Origin of the sequence: Streptococcus sp. HMSC36C04 (assembly GCF_001839535.1) — a bacterium.
Classification (GTDB): Bacteria; Bacillota; Bacilli; order Lactobacillales; family Streptococcaceae; genus Streptococcus; species Streptococcus hominis.
This window is the reverse complement of record NZ_KV841606.1, coordinates 132,543-145,821: the sequence shown is the minus strand read 5'-3', so window position 1 is coordinate 145,821 and position 13,279 is coordinate 132,543. Positions and strand designations below refer to the sequence as shown.

12 protein-coding genes are annotated in these 13,279 nt (G+C 36.6%); 10 read left to right on the top strand and 2 right to left on the bottom strand.

Annotated elements, in window-relative coordinates; genetic code table 11:
* The first annotated feature begins 15 nt into the window (after positions 1-15).
* The gene (locus HMPREF3249_RS08775) at positions 16-621 is read left to right on the top strand and encodes a superoxide dismutase (protein WP_022525198.1); all 606 of its coding nucleotides are present in this window, start codon (positions 16-18) and stop codon (positions 619-621) included.
* Between the two features lie 273 nt (positions 622-894).
* Here the strand turns inward: HMPREF3249_RS08775 and HMPREF3249_RS08770 are convergent, their stop codons facing one another.
* Complete coding sequence (locus tag HMPREF3249_RS08770) at positions 895-2,256, bottom strand: bacteriocin secretion accessory protein (protein WP_059220519.1); 1,362 nt, start codon at positions 2,254-2,256, stop codon at positions 895-897.
* A gap of 10 nt (positions 2,257-2,266) precedes the next feature.
* Positions 2,267-4,417, bottom strand: a complete 2,151-nt coding sequence (locus tag HMPREF3249_RS08765) for a peptide cleavage/export ABC transporter (RefSeq protein WP_059220521.1) — start codon at positions 4,415-4,417, stop codon at positions 2,267-2,269.
* Positions 4,418-4,664: 247 nt separating this feature from the next.
* Here HMPREF3249_RS08765 and HMPREF3249_RS08760 point away from each other — a divergent pair, with 247 nt between their 5' ends.
* The 9 genes from HMPREF3249_RS08760 (at position 4,665) to HMPREF3249_RS08720 (ending at position 13,278) form a co-directional block, all read left to right on the top strand.
* Entirely contained in the window at positions 4,665-4,949 is a 285-nt protein-coding gene (locus HMPREF3249_RS08760; protein WP_059220523.1) for a bacteriocin immunity protein, read from the top strand.
* Between the two features lie 181 nt (positions 4,950-5,130).
* Positions 5,131-5,382, top strand: coding sequence for a hypothetical protein (locus HMPREF3249_RS08755; RefSeq protein WP_022525199.1), 252 nt, complete (start codon positions 5,131-5,133; stop codon positions 5,380-5,382).
* Between the two features lie 51 nt (positions 5,383-5,433).
* Positions 5,434-5,763 (top strand): hypothetical protein, encoded by a 330-nt coding sequence (locus HMPREF3249_RS08750; RefSeq protein WP_003028191.1) that lies wholly within the window; start codon positions 5,434-5,436, stop codon positions 5,761-5,763.
* Positions 5,764-5,977: 214 nt separating this feature from the next.
* Positions 5,978-7,036, top strand: coding sequence for a serine hydrolase (locus tag HMPREF3249_RS08745; RefSeq protein WP_081317633.1), 1,059 nt, complete (start codon positions 5,978-5,980; stop codon positions 7,034-7,036).
* 136 nt (positions 7,037-7,172) lie between these two features.
* Positions 7,173-7,859: a Crp/Fnr family transcriptional regulator gene (locus HMPREF3249_RS08740; RefSeq protein WP_003040250.1), complete on the top strand. Its 687-nt coding sequence runs from the start codon at positions 7,173-7,175 to the stop codon at positions 7,857-7,859.
* A 308-nt stretch (positions 7,860-8,167) separates the two neighbouring features.
* A complete protein-coding gene (gene arcA, locus HMPREF3249_RS08735; RefSeq protein ID WP_059220525.1) occupies positions 8,168-9,397 on the top strand; it encodes an arginine deiminase in 1,230 nt (409 codons plus the stop codon).
* A gap of 23 nt (positions 9,398-9,420) precedes the next feature.
* A complete protein-coding gene (argF, locus tag HMPREF3249_RS08730) occupies positions 9,421-10,437 on the top strand; it encodes an ornithine carbamoyltransferase (RefSeq protein WP_003040268.1) in 1,017 nt (338 codons plus the stop codon).
* Positions 10,438-10,590: 153 nt separating this feature from the next.
* Positions 10,591-11,538 (top strand): carbamate kinase, encoded by a 948-nt coding sequence (gene arcC, locus HMPREF3249_RS08725; protein ID WP_059220527.1) that lies wholly within the window; start codon positions 10,591-10,593, stop codon positions 11,536-11,538.
* 237 nt (positions 11,539-11,775) lie between these two features.
* Positions 11,776-13,278 (top strand): YfcC family protein, encoded by a 1,503-nt coding sequence (locus tag HMPREF3249_RS08720; protein WP_021001459.1) that lies wholly within the window; start codon positions 11,776-11,778, stop codon positions 13,276-13,278.
* The last annotated feature ends 1 nt before the right edge of the window (position 13,279 follow it).

Genomic DNA, 13,279 nt, shown 5'->3' with positions numbered 1-13,279 from the left:
AAGGGGAACAAACCAATGGCAATTATTTTACCTGATCTACCTTATGCTTACGATGCTTTGGAACCATATATTGATGAAGAAACGATGCACTTGCATCATGACAAACACCACAATACTTATGTCAATAATGTAAATGCGGCTCTGGCAAAACACCCTGAAATCGGTGAGGATTTGGAGCAACTTTTGTCAGATGTAGAAACCATTCCAGCGGATATTCGTCAAGCTGTTATCAATAACGGTGGTGGTCATCTCAACCATGCTCTTTTCTGGGAATTGATGACACCAGAAAAGACAGAGCCGTCAGCAGCATTAGCAGCAGACCTTGAAGCAACATTTGGTTCATTTGAGGACTTCAAAGCAGCATTTACAACAGCTGCGACAAGTCGCTTTGGTTCAGGTTGGGCTTGGCTAGTGGTCAATCCAGACGGCAAATTAGAAGTGACTTCAACTGCTAATCAAGACACACCAATCTCTGAAGGAAAGACACCAATTTTAGGAATTGATGTTTGGGAACATGCATACTATGTGAAATACCGCAATGTTCGTCCAGATTACATCAAAGCCTTCTTTTCAGTCATCAACTGGAACAAGGTCAATGAATTGTACGTAGCAGCAAAATAAGGTGTGCAATGAGATAGAAAAAACGAATCTGATAAGGTTCGTTTTTTCTGTTATAGTAAAATTACCTATAAATTTTTTCCAAATAAAACCAGATTTGTTGTTTGAGGAAATTCAGAGAATGATTGTTTGTTCTGTCAATCACGCCAAAAACGAGATAATGATTTTTAAATAATAGCTCATAATCAATATTTTCTCCGACAATAATAATTTTTCCTCTTTGTAAAATGTCTTATCATATAAGACAATCTTCTGATGAGTAAAATCCTTAAACAGTCATTCGACATTATTGAGCAGTTTATCTTTGTAGTAATGAAAGAATGATTTTTTCGCAATGACACTCGTTACTCGTCCTTGCAAACCGTACTTCAAGATCTGGCTATCTTTTTTAGATACGGAAGCTTTTGCAGTGATTTTAAACAGGTTTCCCTGTTTTGTTTCAGTAGCAGAAGTGTCAATGCTATTAATTTTACCGATAATAGTGATTGTCTGATTTCCAATTTTTTCTAAGATAAGTCGGGAAGTTTGTCCCTTTTTTAAATTGGTCATATAGGCTGAAGGCACGTAATAGGTGATAAGAACTTCTTTTGTTTTCGTGATATCTGGATAGATCTGAGCAATTTCCGTTCCTTTGGGGAGTAAAGACTTCCCTTTGAGCGCACTGCTGATATGAAGAATCCCTGTTTCGGGAGCAGTCAGTTGATTATTTTGAAGTTGAGCATTTGCTTGGTTCAATTGATTTTGCAAATCGGTAATTTGGGTCGTAAGGCTTGTTAACTGTTGGTCTGCTGTTTGGATAAATTGTGTGCGAAGCACCTCAATTTTAGTCGAAAGGCTATTGTCATAGGTTGTTGCAGTTCCAGTACCAGCTTTTTGAATCTTTAGATTGGCTAGGGAAGATTTGAGGTTGGATATATTCGTATTAATCTGAGATAGGTATTGATTTGTAGTTGACGGATCAGGTTTGACTTGATATTCATTTTTATATAGGTTAAAGGTTGCTTGATGAGGATTATTTTGGGGCAAATTTGAAGCGTTGCTAGAAATGGCATGATACAGTTCATGATAATCATTCATTTGTTTTGTTAATTCGTTCATTTGATCATCAATAGCAGCAATCGTATGGTTGGTTAAAGAAGCTTGTTTACTGACTTCGATATTGCTTTTTGAAATTCCTAATGATAGATCCTGCGATTGCTTGATAAAATTGTTAAAAGTATTAGCATAGCCAAATTCATCTTCACCCGAAAAAAGATTTATCCCTTGATGCAAACTCGATTTAAGTGTTTCTATGCCAACTTTTTGTCGTTGATAAGTTGCAAGTTGAGTTTTAATAGCTGTTTGTTGAGAGACTTCCATATTTTTTGCATATTGAACCAACAACTCTCCTTTGGTGACGGTCTTATTTTCAGCTAAATGATTGGTCAGAACCGTATTGTCACTGGTTGACTGAATCATGGCAATGACTTTCGTTGGTGTGATTTCGCCAATGGATTTGACAGTCACTTCTTTTTGCCCGACAAAGGAAAAGAGGACAAGAAATAGAACGAAGAATGCCAAAGGCAGAATGAGAACAGTCGCAAAGTTGTGGTATCTTCGATGATAAAATTCTGCACTTTTAAACAGATTGGGATTCATAATTTACTCCTTATTTATTAAATAGATGATAATAAAAACCTTTTCTTCCTATCAATTCAGTATGAGAACCAGTTTCAATCACTTTTCCTTGGTCGAGGACAATAATCTGATTTGTACGCTTTGAAATGCTGAGACGATGAGCAACAAAAATAATGGTTTTGTCGGGTAATTTCATGAGATTATCAATGACCTTTTTCTCTGTTAAAACATCTAATCCACTCGTTGCTTCATCTAAAATGAGAATAGGAGATTTCGTCAGCAGAGCGCGTGCAAGTGCAATTCGTTGCTTTTGTCCACCAGATAATCCAGCTCCGTCAGACAATTCTGTCTGGTATCCCAGAGGCATTTGTTCAATGTCTGAGCGGATTTCTGCAATTTCACAAGCACGAAGAATGTCTGATTGAGAAACTGCTTGATTGGCTCCTAATGTGAGGTTTTCTAGAATGGAACCGCTAAAGATGTAAGCTTGCTGAGGCAGGTAGTTGATATATTGCCGAAGAACTTTCCTGTCAATCGTCTTGAGTTCATTTCCATTGAGGCGAATTTGCCCTTGATAAGGCTCATAAAAATGAACAATCATCTTAGCAAGTGTTGTTTTTCCCGAACCGCTGACGCCGACAAGACTAATTTTATCTCCCTTCTTGATAGTCAAACTAATATCTGATAAAGTATCTCGTCCAAAGCCGTATTTATAGGAGACGTTATGGAAAGTAATGTCTCCAGCTAAGAATTTTTTCTCCGTAAGGACTTGCTTGGTTTTGAATTCGGATTCTACCAGATAAACTTCATTCAGTCGATGATTGGCAACTTTAGCTGATTGCAGTTTGGTTTGAAGATTGATGATACTTTCAAGCGGACTAGTAAAGTATGAAAGGAGAGCATTGAAAGTAATCAGCTGACCAATTGAAATCTTTTGAGACATGACTAAAGAAGCTCCAACCCAGAGAATGACCACATTCAAAATAAATTGTGCTCCTTGTTTGAGTGCTGTCTGCATAATAGAATATTTACTTAATTTGAAAGTCTTATCCAGATAATCAACAAACTCGCTATCAATCTTTTGGTAACGGCTTTCTTCGCTGGTTAAAGATTTAATGGTTTCAATTCCGTTGATATCTTCGATAATGGCAGAATTTACCATAGCATTGCTTTGCATAACATCGTTATTCATTTTTTCAAAAGGCTTCATAAAAGCAAAAATAATGAGAGCGTAGATAGGAATTGCAAGCAAGGTGAGTAAAAAGAGATTGGCATTTTGCAGTAAAAGAATACTGCCGACAATCATCACAATGGACAAATCAAGAAAGAGAGACAGGATAGTTGAAGCTAGAGCATCAATAATGGAGTTGGCATCTGTAAAACGAGAAATAATCTCCCCAGTGCGTCTCGTCGCAAAAAAGGACATTGGTAATTCAAAAATATGCCGAATATAAGACAAAATCACATCAATTGTTAATCGTTGACTGAGAACTGTTAGCAGGTAGTCTCTTGAAAAACTCATCATTTGCTGTAAGATGTAGGCAATGATAAGCCCAATTGAAATAATCCCAAGAGTTGATTTCATCTGATTTGGGATGTATTCGTCCAAAACACCTTGCAGATAATAGGAGCCCACAATGTTGATGAGGGTCACGAGCAAACTAGCTAAGACAATATAAAAAATCAAAGAACGCTGTTTAAAGATGAGTGGTAAAAAGCTAGCAAGCCCGTTCTTCTTATCCTTATGAGGTTTATAGCTAGGTTTCGGTGCGAGAAAGATAGCAACACCAGTCCAATCTTTTACAAATTGTTCTTTGCTAATCTTAGTTATTTTGACAGTTGGATCAGGATCACCGATAAGCAAGTGCTTTTTCTCGTTTTTATAAACGACATAATAGTGCTGAAGATTGCCATTCTTGTTGACATGTACGATGAAAGGATAGGGAAGCTCTTCTGTATCAAACAATGTCATGTCTGCTTGGATTGGTCGGGTTTCAAAGCCCATTTCTTTTGCTGCTTTGACAATTCCAAGTGCAGTTGTCCCTTCTTTGTCTGTCTTTGCGAGCTCTCTCAAGTGTGCTAAAGAATAATTTGAATCATAGTATCTAGCAATGGAAGCCAGAGCAGCAATACCACAATCTCTAGCATCTATTTGCGGAACAAATGATTTTTTAAAATTCACTATAATGTTTTCCTTTCGTTTTGTAATGTTATTTTCTCAAAAAGCGCAAGAAAAAGAGCATTTTAATCTTAAATGGTCGTTCTGATGTCTTAAATGATTAAAAAATACCATTCAAGATGTCAAAGCTACTGTTTAAGAATTTAATATTTACAAAACCAAGAAAATGGTTATACTTAAATTATGTTCAAGATAATTTCAATTGAACAATTTTAAAAGTCAATTTTATAAATTGAAAGAGGAAAATCTGATGGTAGAGATAAACTGGTTTTCAGGTGGCAAAGAGAGACGAGATGAAGCAGTCACTATTATTGACGAGCTGCTTTCAAATTTGACGAATCCCGATTTGAAGAAAGTCTTGTTATCTTATCGTGAAGAGTTGAAAAAGCAGGAAATAGCAACTCCATTTATATTAAGTCGTATGAATCTTGCTCTTTCTCAAAAGCTGATTGAGAAGAATATTCGTTTATCAGAGGTTCAGTCTAATCAGTTGAAGAGATTAAGAGGTTTATCAAATATACGGTATATATTTTAACCTAGCTAATACAAACCTATATAAAAATGTATTAGAACACGAATAATAACTTTTTCATTGCTTCATATAGACAGTTTGATTTGTAACAATAAATAGCAATCTCTTAGTGATATGATTAATTACGTCTGTGAAATGATGTACTGGAAACGTAAAAGATGAGATGATTAGAAAGTAGGAATATATGACTTATTTAAAGAAACTACAACTATGGATTTTAGGTGGCTTAATAGGAACCTTGCTTTTAGACTATTGGTCACACGATTTAAAGCAGCTTTATGCTATTGTTGCGACTTATGTGATGAGTTCAGTCTATACATTTATCTGCATAAAAATATTGAAGTTTAATGAGAGGCTCACATTGCTGTCGGCTGTTATGTTGTCGGTTGTAGTGATGATTGTTTGCTTATATTTTTTACCTCAATTTATCCTATAAAAATGGAAGACTTTTATTAAGGTAAGAATAAATCAAAAAGTGGAGAATACCATGAAAGCAATATATAAAAATCAAGTAGCTGATGTTTGGAAAATTGGCAAAGAAACTGAACAGCCTGATTGGGTGAAAGAAGCTTTTGCTAAAAATTATTTATATTGGTTGGATGATCATCTTCGGATTTTAATGGCAGGACTAAATCCTTCTACGCTAGAAAATTTAAAAATTGGCGCACTTGGAACAGTAGGCGGTGGATTTGCTGGTTATGGCATGTATGTGCTAGGGTATATTGATGATTATTTGGATGTAACCAATCACCGAGTCGTCTCTCAAAAAACATTTGAAAAAGAGTATCATGTTCAAGAAAATTTTAAAATAAATTGATTTTTTATCACTTTTTAGCAGACTAGCTGAGATAGTTTTACCATTCAGGGGATCAGAGCTATCATTTGGGATTTTTTTAAATGAACTAGAATTATTAGTTTATACTGTATATATACAATAAAGGAAGTTGAAAATAGTTAATGATTCTGTTTATCATATCTTGTTATTTTTTTATTCTTCCTATATAATGAGGTATATAAGTTAGGAGAAGTGCGTGAGTAAAAAGACAATAATTCTTTGTTTGATTGGTTGCTTTATGATATGTGGTGTGTTGGTGTTAAGTGCTGTGCACTTTGGGCAAGCTAGAAAGCCACATCATACGAAGGTAGCTAAAAGTTACACAGTTAGTCAAGAAAAGAAAAAAAGTTCGTCAAAAGAGTCGAAACCAGCAACTACTCGTGTTCCAACAAAAAGTATGGAAGAAAAGCAGAAAGTCATGGAAGCTGATTTGCCGGTAATGGGAGCTTATGGTTTGTATTATGATTATGCCAATCTAAATTTGGTTCAAGTCGTACAGGCGTATCTAGATGAGATGGGAATTGATCATTCACAAGTTGCATTTTCTTATAAGGATTTAACGAGTGGGCAAACCTATGCTATGAATGAGACGCAGCCGATGACAGCAGGCTCAACTTACAAATTGCCATTAAATATGTTGGTCGTTGATGAGGTAGAAAAGGGAAATTTATCACTAACCGAGCGGTTTGATATTACACATACTCGCTATGAATATATCGGTGAACACAATAATTACGTAGCGGCATTTAATGGGACAATGAACATTCCTGAGATGCAGGAATACTCTCTTCTCTATTCTGAAAATACACCTGCTTATGCTTTAGCGGAACGCTTAGGTGGCTTGGATAAAGCCTATACGATGTATCAGCGCTATGGAAAAGGAAAGGGCGAGATTAAGACAATCAACCAACAGAATCAAACAACGACGGATTATTATATTCAGGTTTTGGATTACCTTTGGAAACATCAGGAAAAGTATAAAGATCTTTTGTATTATATCGGTGAATCTTTTCCAAACGAATACTATAAACGATATGTAAGAGACATTCCAATCTACCAAAAGCCAGGTTATGTTGCAGAGGCATTAAATGTAGATGCAGTTGTGTGTGAGGAAAAGCCTTATTTGATTGCCCTTTATACAGCAGGATTGGGAGGAACGACTTCAGAGAGTGATGAAATCAGTGGTGTTGGTATTACGCAAGTTGGGCAATTGGCCTATGTCATCAATGAATGGCATCGAGTGAATATGAATTAAGATACATATATTTATGTGGCAAAGGACACGTTGTAAAAAGAACAAATTTCAGAAAAATGTAAGGGCTCTCTTTAAGATTGAAGCCCTTTTGTGTTATAATAAGAGCAGAATGTAAAAAAAGGATCACAAGGATATCATGATTAACAAAGAGCATTATCGTTACATTAGGGAACATCCTGCTTTTGAAAATTTACCAGTTGAATATTTTGATAAAATAGCGGTTGAGATTCAATTTCGTAAAGTACCAAAAGGACAAATTATTTTCTTTTCTGGAGACAAACGAGAGCGACTTTTTTTGATTTATAAAGGCTATGTTCGGATTGAACAGTACGACCAGACAGATTCATTTAATTACATTGATTATGTGAAAGAAAATACCATGTTTCCTTATGGTGGTATGTTTGAAGATAAAGATTATCATTATTCTGGGATTTCTGTGACAGATTTAGAATACTTTTCGATTCCTGTTGACTTGTATGAATATTATTCTAAGCAAACTATAAAGCAAACGTTATTCATTACACATAAGTTATCGAATATTTTGCGTTTCCATGAATTACGCTTGCGAAATTCTGTTTTAGCGAGTGCGACAGAGCGAGTTATCCAAGCGATTTCTATCTTGTGTATTGATTTTTGCCAAGATAGAGATGATATTCCTTTTGCACTTAGTATGAAAGAACTAGCTAAACTAGGTGCAACTACTCGTGAAACAGTTAATCAAGTGTTGAAAAAATTAACAGAAGAAAACATTATTCAATATCATCGTAAGAAACTTATCTTTTTGAATAAAGAATACTTTTTAAAATATTTTGAAGATATGTAATGCAAAAGAGGGCGAATTGTAGTAGAAAACGCAATTTCTTGCCCTCTTTTTCATTTAGACAAATATGAGCTTAAGAATTTGATTAATTTCTAAAAAATAATTATTCATAAAACCAATAAAATGCATAAAATATTTATAGAAAGCGTTTTATTTTGAAATAATATTAGAATTTCTTTTAAAAAAAGCAAAGGATTTGGCATTTTGAATGTACAATTGATTGTGAAAGCGCAAACAAAAGATATTACAATATAACATGTAAATAGAACTTAAGGAAACTTAAGTCACAAAGAAAAAGAGGAGGACATAAGATGTCTACACATCCTATTCATGTTTTCTCAGAAATAGGAAAACTGAAAAAAGTTATGCTACATCGTCCTGGTAAAGAGTTGGAAAACTTGATGCCGGATCACTTGGAACGTCTGCTTTTTGACGATATTCCATTTTTGGAAGACGCTCAAAAAGAACATGATGCTTTTGCAGACGCTCTTCGTAAAGAAGGTATTGAAGTTCTTTACCTTGAAAAGTTGGCCGCTGAATCATTGACTTCTCCAGAAATTCGTAACGAATTTATTGAAGAATATCTTGATGAAGCAAATATCCGTGGGGCACAAACCAAAGTTGCCATTCGCGACATTCTTCATGGTATAGAAGACAACCTTGAATTGGTTGAAAAGACAATGGCAGGTTTCCAAAAAGCAGAATTGCCAGAAATTCCTGAAGAAGCTAAAGGCTTGACAGACTTGGTAGAATCCGACTATCCATTTGCTATTGACCCAATGCCAAACTTGTACTTCACACGTGACCCATTTGCTACAATTGGTAATGCTGTGTCATTGAACCATATGTACTCAGATACACGTAATCGTGAAACACTTTATGGTAAATATATTTTCAAATACCATCCAGTATATGGTGGCAATGTTGAATTGGTTTATAACCGTGAAGAAACAACTCGTATCGAAGGTGGAGATGAACTCGTTCTTTCTAAAGATGTCCTTGCAGTAGGTATTTCACAACGTACAGACGCAGCATCTATTGAAAAACTTTTGGTCAATATCTTTAAGAAGAATGTTGGCTTTAAGAAAGTGATTGCATTTGAATTTGCTAATAATCGTAAATTCATGCACTTAGATACAGTCTTCACAATGGTTGACTATGACAAGTTCACGATTCACCCAGAAATTGAAGGCGACCTTCGCGTTTACTCTGTTACTTATGAAAATGAAAAACTTCATATTGCAGAAGAAAAAGGCGATTTGGCTGAATTGTTAGCTAAGAATCTTGGTATTGACAAAGTTCATTTGATTCGTTGCGGTGGCGGAAATGCTGTTGCAGCTGCTCGTGAACAATGGAACGACGGTTCAAACACTCTTACAATCGCTCCAGGTGTGGTAGTGGTATATGACCGTAACGTTGTTACCAACAAGATTCTTGAAGAATATGGACTTCGTTTGATTAAGATTCGCGGAAGTGAATTGGTTCGCGGTCGTGGTGGACCTCGTTGTATGTCAATGCCATTTGAACGTGAAGAACTTTAAGATTAGAAAGAGGAATAATTAGAATGACAAACTCAGTGTTCCAAGGACGCAGCTTCTTGGCAGAAAAAGATTTTACACGTGCAGAATTAGAATACCTTATTGGTTTAGCAGCTCACTTGAAAGATTTGAAAAAGCGCAATATTGAACATCACTATCTAGCAGGTAAAAATATTGCTCTCTTGTTTGAAAAAACTTCAACTCGTACTCGTGCAGCTTTCACAACAGCAGCGATTGACCTTGGTGCTCATCCAGAATACCTAGGAGCTAATGACATTCAGCTTGGTAAGAAAGAATCTACTGAAGATACAGCTAAAGTATTAGGACGTATGTTTGATGGGATTGAGTTCCGCGGATTCAGCCAACGCATGGTAGAAGAATTAGCAGAATTCTCAGGTGTCCCTGTATGGAATGGTTTGACAGACGAATGGCATCCAACTCAAATGCTTGCTGACTACTTGACAGTTCAAGAAAACTTTGGTCGTTTGGAAGGCTTGACTCTTGTCTACTGTGGTGACGGACGTAACAACGTTGCAAACAGCCTTCTTGTAACGGGTGCTATCCTTGGTGTAAATGTTCATATCTTTTCTCCAAAAGAACTCTTCCCAGCTGAAGATATCGTGAAATTGGCAGAAAGATATGCGAAAGAAAGTGGCGCACATGTCTTAATTACTGACAATGCAGATGAAGCTGTTAAAGGTGCAGATGTCCTTTACACAGACGTTTGGGTATCTATGGGTGAAGAAGACAAATTCGCAGAACGTGTAGCCCTTTTGAAACCTTACCAAGTAAATATGGACTTGGTTAAGAAAGCTGACAATGAAGATTTAATCTTCTTGCACTGCTTACCAGCTTTCCATGATACAAATACTGTCTATGGTAAAGATGTTGCTGAAAAATTCGGCGTTGAAGAAATGGAAGTAACTGACGAAGTATTCCGCAGCAAATACGCTCGCCAATTTGACCAAGCTGAAAACCGTATGCATACTATTAAAGCAGTTATGGCAGCAACCCTTGGTAATCTTTATATTCCAAAAGTATAATTTAAAACCAAAACCGTTTACCAACAGCTATGAGGGCTGCGACTAATAGCTTTAGTCCAGTCCTCATTTTTAATAGTGCTCGTTTCTATTGTTATTACTAAATACTAAAATAGAAACATAATACAAGAATAACTCTAAGGAGGCTCATTATTTATGGCAAATCGGAAAATCGTTGTGGCTTTGGGAGGGAATGCCATCCTTTCATCTGATCCGTCAGCAAAAGCACAACAAGAAGCATTAGCAGAAACAGCAAGTCATCTTGTAAAATTGATTAAAAATGGTGACGACTTGATTATCACTCATGGAAATGGACCGCAAGTTGGAAATCTTTTATTGCAACATTTAGCGGCAGATTCTGAAAAAAACCCATCGTTTCCGCTTGATTCGCTCGTTGCAATGACAGAAGGAAGTATCGGCTACTGGTTGCAAAATGCTCTTCAAAATGCTTTACGTGAAGAAGGTATTGAAAAAGAAGTGGCTTCTGTTGTGACACAAGTCGTGGTTGACAAAAATGACCCAGCTTTCACAAATTTGAGCAAACCAATCGGACCATTCTACACAGAAGAAGAAGCAAAAGCAGAAGCTGAAAAGAGTGGAGCTACTTTCAAAGAAGATGCTGGACGTGGCTGGAGAAAAGTGGTTGCTTCACCAAAACCAGTTGGAATCAAAGAAATTGAAACCATTCGTACGCTTATCAATGCTGGCCATGTCGTTGTGGCTGCTGGTGGTGGCGGCATTCCTGTTATCAAGGAAGACAATGGTCATCTTGCAGGCGTAGAAGCAGTAATTGACAAAGACTTTGCTTCACAATGTCTGGCTGAATTGGTCGAAGCAGATCTTTTCATTGTTTTGACAGGTGTCGACTATGTTTATGTCAACTACAATAAGCCAGATCAAGCTAAGTTGGAGCGTGTCAATGTAGCTCAATTAGAAGAATACATCAAGCAAGAACAGTTTGCACCAGGAAGTATGTTGCCTAAAGTGCAAGCAGCTATTGCCTTTGTAAATGATCGACCAGAAGGCGAGGCTGTCATTACTTCTCTTGAAAACTTAGGTGCTTTAATTGAGTCTGAAAGCGGAACGATTATTGAAAAGGGATAACAGAGTGTTATCATTTATAGGTTTAAGACTGTAATAAAACTTTTTAAAACAATGTTGGTGTTTCCTATTTTTAGATTTGCTTTCTTTTGATCTATTTTACTGTTGTGAAATGATAATTTTTTTGGAAATTACTAGTTTTTTCCAGATGAATATGTTAAAATATAGTCAAAGGAAGCGCTTTCTGAAAATGGGATTCGGTTAAATTTTTACAATTTGTTACATTTAGGAGGAAAACAAATGAGTGAAAAAGCAAAAAAAGGGTTTAAGATGCCGTCATCTTATACCGTTTTGATGATTATCATTGCCATTATGGCAGTATTGACCTGGATTATTCCAGCTGGTCAATATGATGCTGATAAGTCTGGTAATCTAATTACAGGAACCTATAAGACTGTTGCTCAAAATCCGCAAGGGATTTGGGATGTCTTAATGGCTCCAATTCGTGCTATGCTTGGGAAAGAACCAACTTCAGCAGCAATTGATGTTGCCTTCTTTATTCTGATGGTTGGTGGTTTCCTTGGTGTTGTCAATGAAACAGGTGCCCTTGATGTAGGGATTGCTTCTATCGTGAAGAAGTACAAAGGCCGCGAAAAGATGTTGATTTTAGTCTTGATGCCTCTGTTTGCTCTTGGCGGATCCACTTATGGTATGGGTGAAGAAACCATGGCTTTCTATCCACTTCTTGTGCCAGTTATGATGGCAGTAGGATTTGATAGTTTGACCGCGGTAGCTATTATCCTTCTTGGTTCTCAAATTGGATGTTTGGCTTCTACTCTGAATCCATTTGCTACAGGTATAGCTTCTGCGACAGCAGGTGTAGGTACTGGTGACGGTATCGTTCTTCGGTTAATCTTCTTTGTTGTGATGACAGCTTTAGGTACTTATTTCGTATATCGTTATGCAGATAAGATTCAAAAAGATCCTACAAAATCTTTGGTTTACAGTCATCGTGAAGAAGATTTGAAGCACTTTAATGTAGATGCAGTTGCTAATGTAGAATCCACTCTTAGCAAGAAACAAAAACAAGTGTTGGTACTCTTTGTCTTGACCTTTGTTCTCATGATTATGAGTTTCATTCCATGGACAGACTTGAAGGTAACTATTTTTGAAAGTTTCAATAAATGGTTGGTTGGACTTCCGTTCATTGGTAAGATTGTTGGTAGTTCAACATCTGCTTTGGGTACTTGGTACTTCCCAGAAGGGGCAATGCTCTTTATGGTAATGGGTATCATCATTGGTTTTGTTTACCGCATGAAAGAAAGCCGCTTTATCACTGTCTTTATCAATGGTGCGGCTGATCTTCTAAGTGTTGCGCTTATCGTAGCTGTTGCTCGTGGTATTCAAGTTATCATGAACGACGGTATGATTACAGCTACAATCCTTCACTGGGGTGAAGTAGGACTGAAAGGTCTATCATCTCAAGTATTTATCGTATTGACTTACATTTTCTATCTGCCAATGTCATTCCTTATCCCATCAACATCTGGTCTTGCCAGTGCAACAATGGGTATCATGGCACCTCTTGGAAAATTCGTCAACGTTCCAGCAAGTTTGATTATCACCGCTTACCAATCTGCTTCTGGTCTTTTGAACCTTGTTACTCCAACATCTGGTATCGTTATGGGGGCACTTGCTCTTGGACGTATTGATTTGGGTACTTGGTGGAAATTCGTTGCAAAATTGGTTGCAGGAATCTTTGTAGTAAGTATTCTACTTCTTATTTTAGGAACGTTCTTATAAT